Origin of the sequence: Pseudomonas sp. RL_5y_Pfl2_73, from assembly GCF_963970515.1 — a bacterium.
Classification (GTDB): domain Bacteria; phylum Pseudomonadota; class Gammaproteobacteria; order Pseudomonadales; family Pseudomonadaceae; genus Aquipseudomonas.
In genome coordinates this window covers 23,463-42,547 of sequence record NZ_CAXAPD010000011.1, presented here as the reverse complement: position 1 = coordinate 42,547, position 19,085 = coordinate 23,463, and the positions used below count along the sequence as shown (strand labels likewise).

Sequence of the window (19,085 nt, the reverse complement as noted above, 5' to 3'; positions counted from 1 at the left end):
TCCTCAGGCCATGAGCTCAGACCGCCAGCGCCATGTAGAACTGTGTGCCCTGCCCCGGCCTTGAATAAACGCCCATGCGCCCGCCGTGGAGCTGGACGATCTCCTTGCACAGCGCCAGGCCGAGGCCAGCCCCACCCTTTTTGCGTCCGACCTGGACGAAAGGTTCGAAGATTCGTCCCTGCTGGCCGTAGGCAATGCCTTCACCGTTGTCTTCGACACTGACGATCACCCGCTCGCCATGACGCCGTGCCTGCAAGCGGATCTGCCCCTCTTCGGCGGTGTGGCGCAGGGCGTTATCGATCAGGTTATCGAGCACGCGATCCAGTTGCGCAGCGTCGGCATGCAATCGCGGGAGCGGGCCCTGGATCGCCACGAGCAGCTCGATATCCTTGGTTTGGGCCTGCTCGGCGAACCGCAGCCGGGCCGCTTCCAATAGATCGTCGATGGAACAAGGCGCCAGGGTCAGCTTCTGCAGGCCGTTCTGGTAGCGAGAGAAGTTCAGCAGGTCATTGATGAGCTGCATCAGTCGCTGCATTTCTTCCGTGACGGTGTTGAGCAGGTCGGCCTCGCGCGACTCCTCTGGAAAATGCAGGCGCTCCTGTAGCAGGCCGAACGCCATGTGCATGCCCGTCACGGGCGTGCGCAGCTCATGGGAAGCACGCAAGACGAACTCGCTGCGCACCCGTTCGAAGGCGCGTTGTTCGGTCACGTCATGCAGCACCATGACCGCGCCGAGAATATGGCCCTGGGTATGGCTGACCGGGGTGAGGCTGTAGGTGAGCACCCGCGACTCGCCCTCCACCTCGATGCTCAGGTCTTCCGGCGCGCGCTCCAGGGTTCCACCGCGCAGGACCAGGTGCAGTTCTTCATCCAGCTCAAGGCGCCCCAGCGCCTCGCCCAGTCCTTGGCCCAGGCGCGCCTCATCCCAGCCCAATTGACGCTGGGCCACCGGGTTGAGGTGCTCCAGCCGGCCTTGGCGGTCGATCATCAGCAAGCCGTCGTCGATGCTGTCGAGCACCGCTTGCAAGCGTTGTTGGCCGGCGAGCAGCTCATCGACATTGGTGGCCTGATGCTCACGCAGGGCCTGGGCCATGACCCCGAAACGATGGGTCAGGAGATTCAACTCAGCGGCCGAGGAAACGGGTAGCGTGACCTCGAAATTGCCTTGGCCGATGTCGTCCGCCGCGGCGGCCAGTGCCTCGATCGGCGCACCGAAACGCCGGGCAATACCATGGGCCGTGATAAACCCGATGATCAGCACCGCAAACCCCACCAGCGCCAGTAGCCCGGAAATCCACATCGCGTGTTCACGGGCGCGGTTCTGGGTTTCACTGATGTTGGTCAAGGCCTGGCGATAACCCTCGATCAGACCAATGCGCAGCACGTTGAATTTTTCGGTGAGGTCCTTGATGCCCGTGAGCGGGCTCGGTTGCTGGCGAGAGGCGGTGAAGGCCTCAAGAAACTCCATGTAGTCGGACTTGGCCCTCCTGAAGCTGGCTGGCGCATCGTCCAGCCCGCGTTCGTGGGCGATACCCTCGTCGATCAGCGCCAGGTATTGCTGCTTGGATGCCTCCAGCGCAGCCAGGTCAGGCTTGTCGTCGAGCATGATCATCAACTGATCGCCGAGGGTCTGGCGCAGCTTGAGGCCAAGGTCCAGCAGAATGAAGTTGTCGCGTACCGATTGTTCCTGGGTATCGGCCATCTGCATCACGCTGACCAGGCCAAGCACCAATCCCAGCAAGGCCACGGTGATCAGGGCCGAGATGCTGAGAAACAGTCGTGTGCGCAGCTTCATCGCCAGTTTCATAAGGTGTCGCTCACAGGTTGTACTGCTTGCGTTTGCGGTACAGCGTGGAGGCATCGATACCCAAGGTCTTGGCTGCCTGGTCGAGGGTGTCGGCCGTGGCCAGCACCGCGCCGATATGGGCTTTTTCCAATTCGTCGAGGCTCAGTGCGGCACCGATGCGCGGCGCATTGTTGACCGGTTGCTCGGCCATGCCCAAATGACTGATTTCGACTTTTTCCTGAGGGCAGATAATGCTGGCGCGCTCGACCACGTTGCGCAGTTCCCGGATGTTGCCCGGCCAGCGATAGCCTAGCAGCGCTTCGCGCGCTTCGTCGCTGAAGCCCCGGGCCGGGCGCGCGTACTCCTTGACGAAGCGGGCCAGGAAGCGGTCGGCCAGGGTCAGGATATCTTCGACGCGTTCTCGCAACGGCGGCAGGTGCAGGGTGATGACGTTCAGGCGATACAGCAGGTCTTCGCGAAAACGCCCGTCGCGCACCATGTCTTCGAGGTTGAGGTTGGTCGCTGCGAGAATCCGCACATCGGCGCGGCGGGTGACCGGGTCCCCTACCCGCTCGTATTCCTTATCCTGGATAAAGCGCAACAACTTTGGTTGCAACGTCAGCGGAAAATCGCCGATCTCGTCGAGAAAAAGCGTTCCGCCGTCCGCTTGGTTGACGCGTCCCAGGGTACTTTCGCTGGCGCCGGTGAAGGCCCCGCGGCTATGGCCGAACAATTCGCTTTCCATCAACTCAGCGGTCAGCGACGGGCAATTGATGGTGACGCAGGACTTTTTCGCGCGCTTGCTCCAGCCGTGGATCGCCTGGGCCAACTCGCCCTTGCCGGTGCCGGATTCACCGAGGATCAGGATGTTGGCATCGGTGCTGGCGACCTGGCGGGCGGTTTCCAGGACGACTTTCATCGCCGGGCTGTGGGAGTCGAGGCCGTCCTTGGGTTTGCGCACCTCCCCTTCAAGGGCTTCGAGCCTTGCCGACAGTTGGCGTACTTCCAATTGCTTGGCGGTCGCCAGGCGCAATTGATCAGGGCTGCAAGGCTTGACCAGATAATCGGCCGCCCCGGCCTGAATCGCATCGACCGCCGTATCGACCGCCGAGTGAGCGGTGACGATGACCACGCGCATCCAGGGAGCCTGGATACGCATTTGCGCCAGGACATCCAGACCGTTGTCCTCCCCCAGGCGCAGGTCGAGAAAACACAGGTCGAACACCTGGCGTTGCAGCAGTGCATCGGCCTGGGTGGCGCTGTTGGCGGTGGCGACGCTATAGCCCTCATCTTCCAGGCAGTATCGGAACGTACGCAGGATGGCGGACTCGTCGTCTACCAGGAGAATGCGGCCTTGGTGCTCAGTGGCGGATTCCATTTTTCCTACGCTCCTTTAATGAATGATGTTGGTTAGTGTCAGAAAAATCGGGCAAGTTGCATGGTCGATTCTGAAGGGATATTACCTACCGAGAATGGCCCTGTTGACGTCTGACTCCTAAAAGACTGATTTGAGTTCTTTTTTTTATGATTCGTCTGCTTCGGACGGTTCGCATCGCTCATTCTGACAGCGGTGTCTGACAGGCAATTCAAAAACAATCTAACGTCTTTTCTCCTTCATTCGTGCAATACGCACGACTCGCGGCTGGGTCATCGTGCAGGATGCGCTCTCGATACCTTGTATTTAATAATCAACTAATTGATTTTAAAGGTTTTTTCCTGTTGAAAAATCCTGGCACGCAGACTGCAAAGCTCTGGTCAACGTGGCGTTGGCGCGCCTCAATCAGATCACCACACCCGGGTGGGGAGGAATTCCAGGATGAATCTTCAAAGTGTCGCCCAATTTGGCGCCGCTCAATTTAAAAGTGCCGCCCAGTTGCGGCGATCTTCCCTGCACATCCAGCAAGGCCTGTGGGCTGTCCTGGCGCTGCTGGTTACTCTCGTAACGGGCCAGCAATGGTTGCTCTGGCATGAAAGCCAACGACCCGAAGCGCCGCAGGTGTCGATTCACCGTGCCTCGCAAACCCATTTCAGCGCCGTCAGCAGCCTCAAAGAAGCGTCCGCTTCAATGCGCATGATGGATGTTGACCAGGCTCAGCCATTGACTGCCATGCCGCGTGAAGAGCGCTGGGTGTTTTAACCCGATGAGCCGGTCGTCCATGCGCCGGAACCATCACCGCAAGACCTTCACTAAATAGAGAAGCGTAAGGAGAATTACCATGTTGAGCTGGGCAATTACCTTCCTGATCATTGCCATCATCGCTGCCGTACTGGGCTTCGGTGGTATCGCAGGCACCGCCACGGGCATCGCCAAGATTCTCTTTGTCGTGTTTCTGGTGATGTTCATCGCGTCCTTCTTCTTTGGCCGTCGTGGCCGAGGCTGACCATGGGCGTTTCATTCAAAGGACTGGCCGCCGCCCTGTTGCTGGGCGGCAGTGCCATGGCAGTGGCTGCCAATGACGGGCAGATGCGCGTCAACCAGTTGCTGGAGGCCGACCCGCAATACCGCGAGACCTGGCAGCACGTCGTACAAAAAGAAGAACGCCTGCCCGAATGGGTGATGAACCTGTCGGGCGATTCGGATCAGATGCATGCTGTCGTGGAAGATGGCGACAAGTATCTGGTGGGGCCGCTGTGTGAAAGCCAGGCAACGTGTCGCAGCAAGCACCTGATCGTTGCCTTCAGTTTCGACAAGGACGAGGCCTATGCCATGTTGGTGCAAGTCCCCGCCGGGCTGCCCGCCGACTACCGTTTCCTCGGCAAGCCCGATGAAGGTATGCAGAAACTGTTAATGGAACCACTCAAGAAAGACCCCAACAGGTACTGATTTTGAAAAATGAGAAAAGCAGCCCTGCTTTTCTCTGCTGCACAGCCCGAGGAGGGCCGGTGCATGACCAGGGGGCCGGGACGTTCTGACCGATGAGGGTCGGAGTGACCTACGGGCACAAGGGGTGCCTGCGAAAGGGCCGGGTCAGGTAAAAGCTGCGACGCAGGTTCGCGAAGCCCTCACGGCTTGGCGAACTTGCCTCGCGCTTCGTGGCGTAAGAGGCTTGCGCCAGAGCGGTTGCCTGAGTGGGCGCCGTAGGCCGCTCGGCGATGCGGCATTTTGTCTCCTCCCACCTATTTATTCCCCTTTCCCTGACCGTATATCGGAGAATGCCGACGCAATTTCTCCCGGGGGGCGCGTCTCGATTCGCGGCCGTTACAACGGTTCCCCACGCTTGCGAGAGAAAGCCCAGCTACGCTGAAATGGCCGGCTCGCGGCACTTATGCCTGCATAAATGGCGTATTCGAACCGCTTGGAAGGCGGGTTTCGTTTGAAAAATCTCATGCCGATTCGGCATAGGGTAGGCGTTTACGGCATTAGACGAGTCCCCCTTGCATCGCAATAGTTGCGCCTTTTTTCGCCTGCCAGTAAGCGCGCTCACGCGCTCGGGGTGACCTTATACGGGGGCAGGGGCGCGAGTGTTTTTCGTCATCGACGATCTGTTCGCGCCACTGTCCGAGTCCAACTGAAGTAAGGGTAATGATATGAAGAAGGCACGACTAAGCCTCGCCTGGCAGATCCTCATCGGTCTGGTGCTCGGGATTGCATTGGGCGCGCTGCTCAACCATTTCAGTGCCGAGAAGGCCTGGTGGATCAGCAACGTGCTGCAACCGGCGGGCGATATCTTTATCCGTCTGATCAAGATGATCGTGATCCCGATCGTGATTTCCTCGCTGATCGTCGGCATTGCCGGGGTCGGTGATGCCAAGAAGCTCGGGCGCATCGGCCTCAAGACCATCCTTTACTTCGAAGTCGTCACCACCATCGCCATTGTCGTTGGCCTGCTGCTGGCCAACTTCTTCCAGCCGGGCACCGGCATCGACATGAGCACCCTGGGTACGGTGGATATTTCCAAGTACCAGGCCACGGCCGCGGAAGTCCAGCATGAACATGCGTTCGTCCAGACCATCCTCAACCTCATCCCGTCGAACATCTTCGCCGCCGTTGCGCGTGGCGAGATGCTGCCGATCATTTTCTTCTCCGTATTGTTCGGTCTGGGTCTGTCCAGCCTGCAATCGGACCTGCGCGAGCCGCTGGTGAAAATGTTCCAGGGCGTGTCGGAAAGCATGTTCAAGGTCACCCACATGATCATGCAATACGCCCCCATCGGTGTGTTCGCCCTGATCGCGGTGACGGTCGCCAACTTCGGCTTCGCGTCGCTGCTGCCGCTGGCGAAACTGGTGCTCCTGGTTTACGTCGCCATCGCCTTCTTCGCCTTCGTGGTGTTGGGCCTGATCGCTCGCCTGTTCGGTTTCTCGGTGCTCAAGCTGATGCGCATCTTCAAGGATGAGTTGGTGCTGGCCTATTCCACCGCCAGTTCCGAAACCGTGCTGCCGCGCGTGATCGAGAAAATGGAAGCCTACGGCGCGCCGAAAGCCATCTGCAGCTTCGTGGTGCCCACCGGTTATTCGTTCAACCTCGACGGTTCGACCCTGTACCAGAGCATCGCGGCGATTTTCATCGCCCAGCTGTACGGCATCGACCTGTCCATCAGCCAGCAATTGCTGCTGGTACTGACCCTGATGGTCACCTCCAAAGGCATCGCCGGCGTGCCGGGCGTGTCCTTCGTGGTGCTGCTGGCCACCTTGGGCAGTGTCGGCATTCCGCTGGAAGGTTTGGCCTTCATTGCCGGTGTCGACCGCATCATGGACATGGCCCGTACCGCGCTGAACGTCATCGGCAACGCCCTGGCCGTGCTGGTCATCGCCCGCTGGGAAGGCATGTACGACGATGCCAAGGGCCAGCGCTACTGGAACTCCTTGCCGCACTGGCGCAGCAAAGAGCCGCTGCCGGTGGGGGAAACTTCCAGTAATTGATGCCTGCCTTGAGGCCGCCATCGCGAGCAGGCTCGCTCCCACAATGACGAGTGTTCCTTGTGGGAGCGAGCCTGCTCGCGATGGTGGCGGCACATTCAACATCAAGCCAAGCAAACCCCGGAGAAATCCGGGGTTTGTCGTTTCTGCCAGCCCCGCTATCATTCGCGGCATCTTCCGGGGGATTTGACCGATGCTCAATGGCCTGTGGCTTGGCTTCTTTATCGTGGCAGCCGTATCGGCGCTGGTGCAGTGGTTGATCGGCGGCAACGCCGGGATCTTTGCGGCCATGGTGGAAAGCATTTTCGCCATGGCCAAGTTGTCGGTGGAGGTGATGGTCCTGCTGTTCGGCACCTTGACCCTGTGGCTGGGCTTCCTGCGCATCGCTGAGAAGGCCGGCATCGTCGACTGGCTGGCCAAGGTCCTCGGCCCACTGTTCCTGCGGTTGATGCCGCAAGTGCCTGCCGGCCACCCGGCCATCGGCCTGATTACCCTCAACTTCGCCGCCAACGGCCTGGGACTGGACAACGCGGCCACCCCCATCGGCCTCAAGGCCATGCGCGCCCTGCAAGACCTCAACCCCAGCCCGACGATCGCCAGCAATGCGCAGATCCTGTTCCTGGTACTCAACGCCTCGTCGCTGACGCTGCTGCCGGTAACGATCTTCATGTACCGCGCGCAGCAAGGCGCGCCAGACCCGACCCTGGTGTTCCTGCCGATCCTGCTCGCCACCAGCGCTTCGACCCTGGTGGGGCTGCTGTCGGTGGCGTTCATGCAGCGCCTGCGGTTGTGGGACCCGGTGGTGCTGGCTTACCTGATCCCGGGTGCGCTGGCGCTGGGCGGTTTCATGGCGCTGCTGGCGACGCTCTCGGCCACGGCGCTGGCGGGGTTGTCATCGATCCTGGGCAACCTGACGCTGTTCGGCTTGATCATTGTGTTCCTGGTGGTGGGCGCCCTGCGCAAGGTCAAGGTGTATGAAGCCTTCGTCGAAGGCGCCAAGGAGGGCTTCGACGTCGCCAAGACGTTGCTGCCATACCTGGTAGCGATGCTGTGCGCGGTGGGCGTGCTGCGGGCTTCGGGGGCGCTGGATTTCGGCCTGGACGGCATCCGGCATCTGGTGCAGTGGGCCGGCTGGGACACGCGCTTCGTCGATGCCTTGCCGACCGCGATGGTCAAGCCGTTCTCCGGCAGCGCCGCCCGGGCGATGCTGATCGAGACCATGAAGACTTCCGGCGTCGACAGCTTCCCGGCCATGGTGGCGGCGACCGTCCAGGGCAGCACCGAGACCACGTTTTACGTGCTGGCGGTCTATTTCGGCGCCGTGGGCATCCAGCGGGCGCGCCATGCCGTGGGGTGTGCGCTGCTGGCCGAATTCTCCGGGGTCGTGGCGGCGATTGGCGTTTGCTACTGGTTCTTCGGCTGAACCCCAATCCTTGGCTTCAGATGGCGCGTCTTCAGTAAGGCGAAGGCGTTGCGAAACGCTGGCCTTGCTCCAATGTCCAGGTCACCACCTCGGCCGTCAGCCGGTCACCGGCCCGGCCAAAGCCGTCCACCACCGCCGGCACTTTTACATCGCTCAATGACTGGCGCACTTCAAAACGGCGACTGGCCAGGATGCGCTGGTCGAACCCGCGCACCAGCAGCGCGTCCAGGCGAATCACCACGCTGGCCGCAGTGCCCTGGTATTCGGTTTGGAACGCCTGCAATTGCCCGCCCAGCTCCAGGTCTGCTTGCAGATTGCTGTCGGCGACGCTCAACAACCTGACGCGTCCATCCTGGGCGAAGCCATCGAGCAGGCGATTGCGTAACAACACCGGGGCGGGGTCGCTCCAGCGCGAGGCAGCGTAACTACTGAACAGATTGCCCTGGGGGATCACCGCGATTTTCGGGCTGTTGAGCACCTCGCTGGCCTGGGGGCTGGCCAGGCGCAGCGACCAGCTCACCGTCGTGCCCGCAGATGCCGGGACCTGGGTGGCGGGTAAGCGATACACATCCGAAGGTTCGGTCTTGGGCAAAATCGAGCACCCGCCCACCAGGACAAATCCTGCCAGCAAGAGAAAAGGGCGGATAAACCGGTTGGACGGCTTCATGGCGTGAACTCCTTGTCCTTGTCATTGCCCAGCAAATAGCCACTGGGGTTGGCATCCAGGCGCCGGGAGATCCCCCGCAAGGCACTCAGGGTTTCGCGCAGCTCACGCACGGCTGGGCCCAGGGCATTGAGGCCTTGCATGCCGTTATTCAACGAATCGCGGTTATCGCTCAACAGTTTGTCGAGGGTCGCGGTGCTGCGAGCCAGGGACTGCATGGCTTGGCCGGCGTTGCTGAACGCCTGTTGGCCCTGGTCGTTAAGCAAACCATTGGCGTTGCGCATCAACGCGGTGGTCTGTTCCAGCGTGGCGCTGGCCTGTTTGCCGATGGACGCCAGTTGCTGCATGGCCTGGCGAATATCGCCGCGCTGCTCGGCAATGACCCCGGTGGTTTGCTCCAGATGCTCGAGGGTCTTGCCCAGGCTTTGGACGTTGTCCGAGGAAAACACTTCATTGGCGTTGTGCAGCAGCAGGTTGATGCTGGTCATCAAGTCATCGCTGTTGTTGAGCAGGCGGGCGATAGGCGAGGGCGCGGCGATGATCACCGGCGGTTCGCCGTCGCGTCCCTTCAGCGCCGGGCTTTGGGGCGTGCCGCCACTGAGCTGGATAATCGAGGTACCGGTGATGCCGGTCAGTGCCAGCTTGGCCTGGGTGTCTTGCTTGATGGGCGTTTCCCCGCTCAAGCGCACCCGCGCCAGCACCCGGCGCGGATCGTTCGGGTCCAGGCGCAGGTTGACGACGTCACCGACCTTGATCCCGCTGTACTCCACCGAACTGCCCCGGGACAACCCGCTGACCGCCTCGTTGAACACCACTTCGTAATCCTTGAACTCGCTGTCCACGCTGGACTTGGCCAGCCATAGGCCAAACAGCAGGGCGCCGGCCACCACAATGACGGTGAACAGACCGATCAGCACATGATGGGCTCGGGTTTCCATGTCAAACCTCGTTCGATTGTGTAGCGGCCGACAACGCCGCGCGGCCGCGAGGGCCATGGAAGTATTCGTGAATCCAGGCATCATCGGTTTCCGACACCTTGTCGATGACATCGGCCACTCGTACTTTTTTCTGCGCCAGCACCGCCACCCGGTCGGTGATGGTGTAGAGGGTGTCCAGGTCATGGGTGACCAGGAACACGCTCAAGCCCAGGGCATCGCGCAGTGTCAGGATCAACTGGTCGAACGCCGCCGCACCGATGGGGTCGAGGCCGGCGGTGGGTTCGTCGAGAAACAGGATGTCCGGGTCCAGGGCCAGTGCACGGGCCAGGGCGGCGCGCTTGATCATGCCGCCGGACAGCGAGGCGGGGTACTTGTCTGCGGCCGAGAGTGGCAGGCCGGCCAACGCGAGTTTCACCGCCGCCAAGTGCTCGGCGTCGGCCCGGCTGAGCCCGGCGTGTTCGATCAGCGGCAGGGCGACGTTCTCTGTCACGGTCAGTGACGAAAACAGCGCGCCTTTCTGGAACAACACGCCAAAGCGCCGTTCCACCCGCGAACGTTGTTCCGGGGGCAGGCTCGGCAAGTCCTCGCCGAACACCCGCACGGAACCCGCGCTGGGCCGGTTCAGGCCGACGATGCTGCGCAGCAGCACCGATTTGCCGCTGCCGGAGCCGCCGACCACGGCGAGAATCTCGCCCTTGTACACGTCCAGGTCGAGGTTTTCATGCACGCTCTGGCGGCCAAAGCGATTGCACAGGCCCCGCACTTGAATCACCGCCTCGGTGGGCGGCCGTAAGGGTTGGCTCACCAGTTCATCTCCATGAAAAACAGCGCGGCCACGGCATCGAGCACGATCACCACGAAAATCGACTGGACCACGCTGGACGTGGTGTGAGCCCCGACCGATTCGGCACTGCCACTGACCTTGAAACCTTCCAGGCAACCCACGGCGGCGATCAGGAAGGCAAAGATCGGCGCCTTGACCATCCCCACCAGAAAATGCTGAACGCCAATGTCTGACTGCAACAGCGTCAGGAACATGGCCGGTGAAATACCCAGCGACAAAGCGCAGACCACGCCGCCGCCGATAATGCCCGAAAGCATGGCCAGGAAGGTCAGCATCGGCAGCGCCACCAACAGCGCCAGCACCCGTGGAATCACCAGCAACTCGACCGGATCAAGGCCAAGGGTGCGGATCGCGTCGATTTCTTCATTGGCCTTCATCGAGCCGATCTGCGCGGTGAACGCGCTGGCGGTGCGGCCCGCCATGAGGATGGCCGTGAGCAACACGCCGAATTCGCGCAGGAACGAGAACGCCACCAGGTCCACGGTAAAGATGCTGGCGCCGAAATCGGCCAGCACCGTCGCGCCGAGGAACGCCACCACCGCGCCCACCAGAAACGTCAGCAGGGCGACGATGGGGGCCGCGTCCAGGCCGGTCTGTTCGATATGTACGACCATCGCTGTCATGCGCCAGCGCCTGGGGCGAAACAGGTTGCGGGCCAGGGTTTCCAGGATCAGACCAACAAAACCCAGCAGTTGCAGGGTGTCTTGCCAGACTCTGTCCACGGCGCGGCCGATCCGTGTCAGCAGCTGTGTCATCACGCTGACCTGCGGCTCTTTCACCGGCACACAGAAGTCCGTCAGCGAACAATAGACCGTCTGCAGCAGCGCCCGCTCGGCGGCTGGCAAGCGGCAATCGGGGTGCTCGGCGGTCTTGCCCAGCCGTTCCGACCCCAGCAGCTCCACCAGCAACGAAGCCCCAGCGGTGTCGAGGGCGCCGAGGCCGTTGAGGTCGATCAGCGTGTCCTCGCCGTATTGGCCGCGCAAGGATTCGCTCAAGCGCTTGAGCTGCGCGTAATGGGCCAGCGTCCAGTCACCGCTGACCCATAACTGCGCCGGAGAGCGAGACGTGTCCAGCCGGGCAGTGCCCGTGTGGGATCCGGGGGTCATAAGCTCCATGCTCGTTCGACTTGAACAGCGCTACCTAATAGCACGACCGCCGTCATTTTGCCTCGGGTGTGGCGGCGCGCACAGAGAAACGCAGCACGCCGATCACCTGGCCATTTTCCGTCAGCACCCGTACTTGCCATTTGCCCGTCGGGTCTTGCGGGAAGTTCTGCTTGTGGGTCCAGGCGCGATAACCGTCCTTGCGCCCGCCGTGGATGTCCAGGGCGATGCGGTCGACTTCTTTGCCGTTGAACTGCCAGACGTGATAAATCCGCTCATCCAGTCCTCGCGGCGCGTTGATGGCGGTGTAGGCATACAGGCCGTTGCCGCGGATCTGGGCCGCACTGACCTCCTTGAGGCTGGCGCCCGGCGTGCGGTCCTCCAGTTGGGTGCTGATCGCCACTTCGGTCATCCACAGCGTGGCCGGCGGTACCCAGGAGCGCAGCACCCAGCCAGTGGCGCCAATCCCCAGGGTGATGCACAGGATCGCCAGGGCGTTGCGCACGGTGCGGATCGGGAAGATCGAGGCCAGGCTGGGAAACGACAGCAGCATGGCAATGCCCAGCGCCAGCTTGAAGCTCTGGTCGGTGGTCAGGTGCAGGATCACCGGCAACGCCGTGAGCAGGGCGGCGAACAGCGTCAGCGTGTGCAACGCCAGGAACGCCCAGCGCCGAGGCGCCAGCCATTTGTAGTACAGCGGGTCGATGATCGAAATCAGCGCCGCGATCGTCAGCAGGCCGGTGAAAATCAGCTGGCTGCTGTTCCAAGTGGTGGTGATGAAGAAAAACGGCAGGACGAAAAACAGGCTTTCCTGGTGAATCATCTGCGTGGCGTAGCGCAACAGCGGCTGGGGGATTTCTCGTTTGAAAATCCGCGCGAACAGCCGGGTCATGCTGTTCTCGACCATCAACCAGAGCCAGCTCACCAGCATCACGATGGCAATCCAGGTCGCCAGGCCCTGCTGGCGGTCCACCAGCATGAAGCTGCCGACCCCGGAGATGAACCCGCCGAGGGCAATGACCCCTGGATAGCGCTTCATCAGTTCAAGGATGCGCTGGATGTAGAGAGTCAGGTTTTGCATTCGGTGGTTTCACAGTAAGTCGTAGGAAACATCCCTGGCAGAGTATCGCCAGGACGTCGATGTGACGAGTGTTCTTGTGGCGAGGGCATTTAGCAAAACTTGGCATCTCCCTGTAGGCGCTGCCGAAGGCTGCGATCTGTTGATCTTGATCTTTCACTTGGGATTCAAGCGCCAGGGGAAAGATCGCAGCCTCGTTGCGCTCGTCAGCTCCTACGTCGCCGGCGTACTTGCCACATCACCATTGCGAGCAACAGCAACCCCAGCAAACCTGCCACCCCCCAGACGAGCTCATCGTCACTGAGCAACGGCTTCTCGATGCGCAGGTAACCCGGGTCCTTGAGCAGTTCGCGCAGGGCCACGTTGGCCTGTTCCAGGCTCACCTCTTGCAGGCGCAGGGCCGGGTTGGCGAAACGGCCGTCTTCATAATCGCCCAGGGCGCCCCAGTAGTAATCGGCCATTGCGCTGTTGCCTTGAACCGCCCAGGACTGATGGGCAATGGCCGCGCGTTTGATGCGCACGAAGCTGGCGGGGTCCAGGCCATCCTTGAGCAATTTTTTGCGCAGTTCTTCCAGCGCCTGTTCGGCTTGGGGCAAGTTTTCGCGTGACAGGTCCGCGTTCAGGCTGAAGAAGCCAACGCCGCCGAACACCTCGCGCTCGGTCCACGGTCCGTAGGACAAGCCACGGGCCAGGCGCAATTGGCGATAGAGCGCCCAGTCCAGATAATCCTTGAGCAGTGCGAAGGTTTCGTCATGCTGCTCGTCCAGCACCGGCTCCGGAAACAGCCAATGAAGCTTGGCGCTGTTGCCGACCAGGCCATGGATCAGGTTGCGCTTGGTGACCGCCTTGTAGCGGATCTGTGGCAGCGCCTCGTGTGGGCTGGGCTCCACCGGCTCGAGTTCGCCAAAGGCGCGTTCCAGGTAGGCCGGCAACAGTCGGTCGAGGTCGCCAACCACGATCAGTGTCATGTTGTTCGGTGCATACCAGTCCTTGCGCACTTGTTCGAGGCGGGCGAGGGTATGGCGCTCGACCTCGGCCCGTTCCGCGCAGCGCAGGCCCAACTCAACCGCCAGTTGATTGCTGGCCTTGTGACCTAGGTCCTGATGATCGAGCCAGCGTTGCAGATGGGTGTAGTGGCCACCGTCCTCGCGTTCCACCACGCGCTTGGCCGCCTCCAGGGCTTTTTCATCGATACGGGTGCGGGTCAGCAGCGCCAGCAGCAGGTCCAGGACCTTGCGTTGATTGCGCGCTGGCGCCTCGATGACGAACGTGGTGTCGGCGTTGCTTGTGAAGGCATTCCACTCGCCACCCAAGGCCTGCATGCGCTCCTCCAGGCCGCCTTCACCACTCTCATCGACGCCGCTGAACAGCAGGTGTTCGAGCAGGTGCGGCAGTTCCTTGTCAGCGCAACTGAAGTCGTCCAGGCCCACGCCGACCACCAAGCGGATCGCCACATGCCCGCGCTCGGTGCCGGGTTTGAGCATCAGTTGCAGGCCGTTGGGCAACGTATAGCCTTCGACCTGGAACCGGTCCAGGGCGACCACGGGCAGTGAGCCGAGCAAAAGAACGGCGAGCAACAGACAACGCATAAAGGCTTCCTGGCGGCTGAGTGGCGGTCCATGGTGCCGGGCAGGCCGTCATCGGCGGCTCGCCGCCCGGAGTCAGCTCGCTCCCCCATCGAATCTATGCGGTGTTCATGACAGTGGGAGCAGGCGGGCCGGCGAACGGTTTCAGGCCCGAGCCTTTGTTACTGACTGACCAATGCGCCAGTCGTTCACGGCGAATGGGTAATGTCGCTAATTTCATCCACCGCCAGCGCGCCGATCTCGGCCGTCTCCAGGACCACATAAGCACTGCCGCAAAACAGCGAATTGAGCCGCCTCATGTCGGCGATCAGCTCCAAGTGAAGGGAACTGGTCTCCAGGCTTTGCACGACCTTGCGCTGTAGACGGCTGACATGGGCGTGGGCCATGCGCCGTTCCTGCGCCCGAAAGCGACGTTTCTCACGCAGCAACTGCCGGGCGCTTTCCCGGTCGGCACTGAGAAAAACCGACAGTCCCAGCCGCAGGTTGGCGATCAAGTGGCTGTGCAGCCCCGCCAATTCCTGCAGGCCAACCTCGGAAAAGGAGCGACGTTGCGAGGTCTTCTGTTGCTGGACCTTGCGCAACATGCGCTCGATCAGGTCGCTGGCCAGTTTCAGGTTGATCGCCAGCTCGATGATTTCCGCCCAGCGGCGGCTGTCCTGTTCACTGAGGTCCTCACGGGGCATTTGCGCCATGTACAACTTGATTGCGCTGCACAACGCTTCGACGTCGTCATTCATGCGCCGTACGTCCTGGGTCACCGCCGTTTGCGTACCCCGCAGCACGTCCAGCATGGCTTCGAGCATGCTTTCGATCAGGTCGCCAATGCGCAAGGTTTCCCGGGCCGCGTTCGCCAGTGCCAGGCTCGGGGTGGCGAGGGCGGTGGGGTCCAGATGTCGCGGTTTGGCCGTGCCATTGGTGTCCGGACGTTCCGGCAGCAGCCAGGCACAGAGCCGCGCCATGGGGGCGACGCTGGGCAGCAGCACCAGGCAACGCACGGTGTTGTAGAGCAGATGGAAACCAATCACCGTTTCCTGGGCGCTGAAATCCAGGCCGTCGAGCCAGCCCACCAGCGGGTCGAGCACTGGAATGATCAACAACAGCCCGATCAGCTTGTACAGCAGGCTGCCCAGCGCCACCTGGCGCCCGGCGGTGTTCTGCATGCTGGTGCTGAGGAACGCCAGTACCCCGCTGCCAATGTTGGCGCCGATCACCAGGCCGATGGCCACTGGCAGGCTGATCACCGCGGCGCCGGCCAGGGTCGCGGTCAACAGCACGGCCGCCAGGCTGGAATAGGAGATCATCGCGAATAACGCACCGACCAAGGCGTCGAGCAGAATGTCGCCAGTGAGCGAGGCGAAGATCACTTTCACGCCCTGGGCATGGGTGATGGGCGCCGCGGCTTCGACGATCAACTGCAAGGCCAGGATGATCAGACCGAGGCCGATGCCGACCCGGCCCATCTGCCCGGCGCGGGTCTGTTTGCGCGACAGGAAAAAAATGACCCCGAGGAAAATCAGCAGCGGCGACAGCCACGATAGGTCGAGGGTCAGCACCCGCGCCATCAGCGCGGTGCCGACATCGGCGCCGAGCATCGTCGCCAGGGCCGGGGTCAGCGCCATCAGGCCCTGGCCGACGAACGAGGTGACGAGCATGGCCGTGGCGTTGCTGCTCTGGACCATGGCCGTGACCATGATGCCGGCGATAAACGCCAGCCAGCGCCGGGACATGTTCTGGCCGATGACATGGCGCAGGTTCGAGCCATAGACCCGCAAAATGCCGGTGCGCACGATGTGCGTGCCCCAGATCAGCAGAGCCACGGCGGAGAGCAAATTCAGCAGGGTCAGCATGAGAAGCCCCCTGTTAGCGTCCCAAAGGAACAAATAGACGATGCCACATTCTTCTTTCTTGTACTTAAGCTGTAGTTGGCGAACGGTTCGGGCGCCAGCATTGCACAGCTAAAGAATCGTTTGAAACAAAACTGTCATGAAAATAAATTCCTCGAAAACACCTCAAACCCTGTGGGAGCGAACCTGCTCGCGATGGCGGCAGCACATCCAACACCACCGGTTCAGACAGACCGCTTTCGCGAGCAGGCTCTCACAGTTGCTCAAGCAAGCGGATCGAGCGGGCGATTTTCTGCCGGCATGAAAAAGGGGCTCCAAGAGCCCCTTCATTCATTGCCCTATACCGTTACTGACCCGGCATATCCTTGCGCAGTTTCACCGGATCCTGCTGCTTGCGCTTGCGCGCCATGGCAGTGCGCATCTTGATGTTGAACGCTTCCACCGCCAGGGAGAACGCCATGGCGAAATAGACGTAGCCTTTTGGCACATGCACGTCCAGCGACTCGGCGATCAGCACGGTACCGACCACCAGCAGGAACGACAGCGCCAGCATCTTCAGCGACGGGTGCTTGTCGATGAACGCGCTGATAGTGCCCGCCGCCAGCATCATCACCAGCACCGCCACGATAATCGCCGCCACCATGACCGGTACATGGGAGACCATGCCCACGGCGGTGATGACCGAATCCAGGGAGAACACGATGTCGATGATCGCGATCTGGACGATGGTGTAGATGAAGCTGCCGCCCTTGCCCGTAGGCGTCTCGCCGGTTTCGTCTTCGCCTTCCAGCGCGTGGTACATCTCCTGGGAGCTTTTCCACAGCAGGAACAGGCCACCGAAGAACAGGATCAGGTCACGACCGGAGATGCCCTGGCCGAACACTTCGAACAAATCGGCAGTCAGGCGCATGACCCAGGTGATGGACAGCAGCAACAGGATCCGCGTGACCATGGCCAGCGCCAGGCCGAAGATCCGGGTGCGCGCCTGCATGTGCTTGGGCATGCGGCTGACCAGGATCGAGATCATGATGATGTTGTCGATGCCCAGGACAATTTCCAGGGCGGTCAGGGTGAAGAAGGCAACCCAGATTTCCGGATTGGTCAGCCATTCCATGTGAGTTCCTTTGAGCGAGTATTAGGCCGCGCCGCTGATGGCGACGCAACGGGCATTGCTTTTATAGAGTGCTGAATAGCGGAAAAATCCCCATCAGCAATGCGGCGAACATTATGCAGAGGCAAACCAGTATTGCCCACTTCAGGGTGAAGCGCTGGTGGTCGCCGAACTCGATTCCGGCCAACGCTACCAGCAGGTAGGTCGACGGAACCAGTGGGCTTAACAGGTGGACAGGCTGGTCGACGATGGAAGCACGGGCCATTTCAACGGCGGTGACGCCGTAATGGCTGGCTGCCTCGGCGAGAACCGGTAACACCCCGTAATAAAATGCATCGTTAGACATGAAGAACGTGAACGGCATGCTCACCAGCGCGGTAATCACGGCCAGGTACGGGCCGAGGAACTCCGGGATGACCGCCAGCAGGCTCTTGGACATGGCGTCGACCATGCCGGTGCCGGACAGGATGCCGGTAAAGATACCGGCCGCGAAAATCAGCCTGACCACCGCCAACACGCTGCCGGCGTGGGCCGCGACGCGGTCTTTCTGCTGTTGCAGGCACGGGTAGTTGACGATCATCGCGATGCTGAAGGCCACCATGAACAGCACTGGCAGCGGCAACAGGCCGGCGATCAGCGAGCACTCTGGTTAAAACCATGGGGTTTAACCCAGGTTCCGTCAGCGTCATCAATGATGACAACGCGCGTGAGCTGAAGCTGATTATCTGAGCGATCCAGCGCCAAAAGCCGATAGCGCATGAACTGGACTCAGAACCCCGAAAGATCCAACGGCCGCACCGCGCCCATCCAGATCGCATGGTCGGTGTGATCGGCCAGGTTATCGCCAGTCTCCGGGTGCATGAAAATCACCAGGCCTTTGCGATTGAGCGCCAACCATGGCAAGACTACGCCGATGTACTGCGGCTCGAACGCCAGTTGACAGCTCCAGTCCGGATGCGGGCCGACCGGGCGTTGGTGGACGCGGCCCATTTTCAGCGGGAACAGTTGCGCCGCTTCCTCGCACAGGGCCCGCGCCTGGTCGAGGGTATGGGCGTCGAAATACACGTGGGCGTGATAGCCCTTGATCCGCTGCATCTGTCACTCCTTGATAAAGAGGCCGAACCCTCACCGTTTTTCGCGGGTCAGAGGCCTTATACGCGGAAAAAAAGGAAAACCAGCCATGAAAAATGCCGAAACCTCGGTCATCAAAGTGGTGCTTTATGGTGCCATGAGCAGCCTTGGCAGTGCATTGATGGCTGAAATGCTGCGCCGCCAGCACGAGGTCATCGCCATTCTCGACGATCTTACCGCCCTGGCGCCGCGCCCGGGCCTGCGGACCAAGACCGGTGATCTTTTCGATCCCGAGCGGGTCAAGCAAAGTGTTGCCGGTGCCAGCGCCGTGGTGTGTCTGCTGAACGCGCCGGGGTTGCCGATGAACAGCGAACAAGTGGAACGCACATGGATGCCGGGCCCTGTGGAGCAGGTGTTGGCCGTGGACGCACTGATCGCTGGCATGCAGGCGGTGGATATTGCGCGGCTGTTCCTGGTCGGCGACTTTGCGACGCTCGACGAGGAGCCGGCGGATGACGATTTGCAACGCCATGGCGCCGAAGAAGTGCTCGATGCCCTGAAGAACAGCACCTTGCAGTGGACCTTGATCAACGCACCCTATGCCGCGCCAGGCTTGGGCATCGAACATTTCAGCCAGGTCAGTACCAGCCTCGAACCCGGTCTGGCCGAATCCTTGGAGCGGCTTAATCGAGTGGCGGTTGGCATTGCCGATGAGCTGCGCTTGAATCTGCATGTGGGCCAGCACGTCAGTTTCGTCGCGGCCATGTAGACGCTGCCCAA

Annotated in this window: 17 protein-coding genes and 1 pseudogene; 6 read left to right on the top strand and 12 right to left on the bottom strand. The window is 61.4% G+C overall.

Going from position 1 to position 19,085, the window contains the following annotated elements:
* Window positions 1-16: 16 nt before the first annotated feature.
* Window positions 17-1,807 carry an ATP-binding protein gene (locus AACY42_RS12870; protein WP_339479780.1) on the bottom strand — a complete coding sequence of 597 codons (1,791 nt, stop codon included), beginning with the start codon at window positions 1,805-1,807 and terminating at the stop codon, window positions 17-19.
* A 10-nt stretch (window positions 1,808-1,817) separates the two neighbouring features.
* Window positions 1,818-3,164, bottom strand: coding sequence for a sigma-54-dependent response regulator transcription factor AlgB (algB, locus tag AACY42_RS12865; protein ID WP_339479778.1), 1,347 nt, complete (start codon window positions 3,162-3,164; stop codon window positions 1,818-1,820).
* Window positions 3,165-3,602: 438 nt separating this feature from the next.
* Here algB and AACY42_RS12860 point away from each other — a divergent pair, with 438 nt between their 5' ends.
* The 5 genes from AACY42_RS12860 to AACY42_RS12840 all read left to right on the top strand — a co-directional run bounded on the left by AACY42_RS12860 (window position 3,603) and on the right by AACY42_RS12840 (window position 8,066).
* Window positions 3,603-3,923, top strand: coding sequence for a hypothetical protein (locus AACY42_RS12860; RefSeq protein ID WP_339479777.1), 321 nt, complete (start codon window positions 3,603-3,605; stop codon window positions 3,921-3,923).
* 79 nt (window positions 3,924-4,002) lie between these two features.
* On the top strand, window positions 4,003-4,167 hold the full coding sequence (locus AACY42_RS12855) for a DUF1328 domain-containing protein (protein ID WP_003177151.1): 165 nt from the start codon (window positions 4,003-4,005) through the stop codon (window positions 4,165-4,167).
* A gap of 2 nt (window positions 4,168-4,169) precedes the next feature.
* Window positions 4,170-4,610 carry an inhibitor of vertebrate lysozyme family protein gene (locus AACY42_RS12850; protein WP_339479775.1) on the top strand — a complete coding sequence of 147 codons (441 nt, stop codon included), beginning with the start codon at window positions 4,170-4,172 and terminating at the stop codon, window positions 4,608-4,610.
* 704 nt (window positions 4,611-5,314) lie between these two features.
* Entirely contained in the window at window positions 5,315-6,646 is a 1,332-nt protein-coding gene (gltP, locus tag AACY42_RS12845; RefSeq protein ID WP_339479774.1) for a glutamate/aspartate:proton symporter GltP, read from the top strand.
* A 190-nt stretch (window positions 6,647-6,836) separates the two neighbouring features.
* Entirely contained in the window at window positions 6,837-8,066 is a 1,230-nt protein-coding gene (locus tag AACY42_RS12840; protein ID WP_339479772.1) for a nucleoside recognition domain-containing protein, read from the top strand.
* Window positions 8,067-8,097: 31 nt separating this feature from the next.
* Here the strand turns inward: AACY42_RS12840 and AACY42_RS12835 are convergent, their stop codons facing one another.
* The 10 genes and pseudogenes from AACY42_RS12835 to AACY42_RS12790 all read right to left on the bottom strand — a co-directional run bounded on the left by AACY42_RS12835 (window position 8,098) and on the right by AACY42_RS12790 (window position 18,329).
* On the bottom strand, window positions 8,098-8,733 hold the full coding sequence (locus AACY42_RS12835) for an ABC-type transport auxiliary lipoprotein family protein (protein ID WP_339479770.1): 636 nt from the start codon (window positions 8,731-8,733) through the stop codon (window positions 8,098-8,100).
* Window positions 8,730-9,668, bottom strand: a complete 939-nt coding sequence (locus AACY42_RS12830; RefSeq protein WP_339479768.1) for an MlaD family protein — start codon at window positions 9,666-9,668, stop codon at window positions 8,730-8,732. Before AACY42_RS12830 ends, AACY42_RS12835 begins: the two co-directional genes overlap by 4 nt.
* A gap of 1 nt (window position 9,669) precedes the next feature.
* Window positions 9,670-10,473: an ABC transporter ATP-binding protein gene (locus tag AACY42_RS12825; protein ID WP_339479766.1), complete on the bottom strand. Its 804-nt coding sequence runs from the start codon at window positions 10,471-10,473 to the stop codon at window positions 9,670-9,672.
* Window positions 10,470-11,618 (bottom strand): ABC transporter permease, encoded by a 1,149-nt coding sequence (locus tag AACY42_RS12820; RefSeq protein WP_339479765.1) that lies wholly within the window; start codon window positions 11,616-11,618, stop codon window positions 10,470-10,472. Before AACY42_RS12820 ends, AACY42_RS12825 begins: the two co-directional genes overlap by 4 nt.
* A 52-nt stretch (window positions 11,619-11,670) precedes the next feature.
* Window positions 11,671-12,696, bottom strand: a complete 1,026-nt coding sequence (locus tag AACY42_RS12815) for a DUF5924 family protein (protein WP_339479764.1) — start codon at window positions 12,694-12,696, stop codon at window positions 11,671-11,673.
* 203 nt (window positions 12,697-12,899) lie between these two features.
* Window positions 12,900-14,282 (bottom strand): M16 family metallopeptidase, encoded by a 1,383-nt coding sequence (locus tag AACY42_RS12810; protein ID WP_339479763.1) that lies wholly within the window; start codon window positions 14,280-14,282, stop codon window positions 12,900-12,902.
* Between the two features lie 185 nt (window positions 14,283-14,467).
* On the bottom strand, window positions 14,468-16,126 hold the full coding sequence (locus AACY42_RS12805; RefSeq protein WP_339479762.1) for a Na/Pi cotransporter family protein: 1,659 nt from the start codon (window positions 16,124-16,126) through the stop codon (window positions 14,468-14,470).
* A 343-nt stretch (window positions 16,127-16,469) separates the two neighbouring features.
* The gene (locus AACY42_RS12800; RefSeq protein WP_122567730.1) at window positions 16,470-17,237 is read right to left on the bottom strand and encodes a TerC family protein; all 768 of its coding nucleotides are present in this window, start codon (window positions 17,235-17,237) and stop codon (window positions 16,470-16,472) included.
* 61 nt (window positions 17,238-17,298) lie between these two features.
* Window positions 17,299-17,874 (bottom strand): annotated as a pseudogene (locus tag AACY42_RS12795) (citrate:proton symporter); the annotation flags it as partial.
* A gap of 128 nt (window positions 17,875-18,002) precedes the next feature.
* The gene (locus AACY42_RS12790; protein WP_339479760.1) at window positions 18,003-18,329 is read right to left on the bottom strand and encodes a DOPA 4,5-dioxygenase family protein; all 327 of its coding nucleotides are present in this window, start codon (window positions 18,327-18,329) and stop codon (window positions 18,003-18,005) included.
* Between the two features lie 85 nt (window positions 18,330-18,414).
* Between AACY42_RS12790 and AACY42_RS12785 the strand changes: the two genes are divergently transcribed.
* Complete coding sequence (locus AACY42_RS12785) at window positions 18,415-19,074, top strand: NAD(P)-dependent oxidoreductase (RefSeq protein WP_339479758.1); 660 nt, start codon at window positions 18,415-18,417, stop codon at window positions 19,072-19,074.
* Window positions 19,075-19,085: the final 11 nt, after the last annotated feature.

Excerpts from the sequence above, each read along its gene's own strand:
- AACY42_RS12820 (WP_339479765.1), bottom strand. The coding sequence starts at position 11,618 with ATGACCCCCGGATCCCACACGGGCACTGCCCGGCTGGACACGTCTCGC.
- AACY42_RS12815 (WP_339479764.1), bottom strand. The coding sequence starts at position 12,696 with ATGCAAAACCTGACTCTCTACATCCAGCGCATCCTTGAACTGATGAAG.
- algB (WP_339479778.1), bottom strand. The coding sequence starts at position 3,164 with ATGGAATCCGCCACTGAGCACCAAGGCCGCATTCTCCTGGTAGACGAC.
- AACY42_RS12855 (WP_003177151.1), top strand. The coding sequence starts at position 4,003 with ATGTTGAGCTGGGCAATTACCTTCCTGATCATTGCCATCATCGCTGCC.
- AACY42_RS12835 (WP_339479770.1), bottom strand. The coding sequence starts at position 8,733 with ATGAAGCCGTCCAACCGGTTTATCCGCCCTTTTCTCTTGCTGGCAGGA.
- AACY42_RS12790 (WP_339479760.1), bottom strand. The coding sequence starts at position 18,329 with ATGCAGCGGATCAAGGGCTATCACGCCCACGTGTATTTCGACGCCCAT.
- AACY42_RS12860 (WP_339479777.1), top strand. The coding sequence starts at position 3,603 with ATGAATCTTCAAAGTGTCGCCCAATTTGGCGCCGCTCAATTTAAAAGT.
- AACY42_RS12810 (WP_339479763.1), bottom strand. The coding sequence starts at position 14,282 with ATGCGTTGTCTGTTGCTCGCCGTTCTTTTGCTCGGCTCACTGCCCGTG.
- AACY42_RS12830 (WP_339479768.1), bottom strand. The coding sequence starts at position 9,668 with ATGGAAACCCGAGCCCATCATGTGCTGATCGGTCTGTTCACCGTCATT.
- AACY42_RS12785 (WP_339479758.1), top strand. The coding sequence starts at position 18,415 with ATGAAAAATGCCGAAACCTCGGTCATCAAAGTGGTGCTTTATGGTGCC.
- gltP (WP_339479774.1), top strand. The coding sequence starts at position 5,315 with ATGAAGAAGGCACGACTAAGCCTCGCCTGGCAGATCCTCATCGGTCTG.
- AACY42_RS12840 (WP_339479772.1), top strand. The coding sequence starts at position 6,837 with ATGCTCAATGGCCTGTGGCTTGGCTTCTTTATCGTGGCAGCCGTATCG.
- AACY42_RS12800 (WP_122567730.1), bottom strand. The coding sequence starts at position 17,237 with ATGGAATGGCTGACCAATCCGGAAATCTGGGTTGCCTTCTTCACCCTG.
- AACY42_RS12850 (WP_339479775.1), top strand. The coding sequence starts at position 4,170 with ATGGGCGTTTCATTCAAAGGACTGGCCGCCGCCCTGTTGCTGGGCGGC.
- AACY42_RS12870 (WP_339479780.1), bottom strand. The coding sequence starts at position 1,807 with ATGAAACTGGCGATGAAGCTGCGCACACGACTGTTTCTCAGCATCTCG.
- AACY42_RS12805 (WP_339479762.1), bottom strand. The coding sequence starts at position 16,126 with ATGCTGACCCTGCTGAATTTGCTCTCCGCCGTGGCTCTGCTGATCTGG.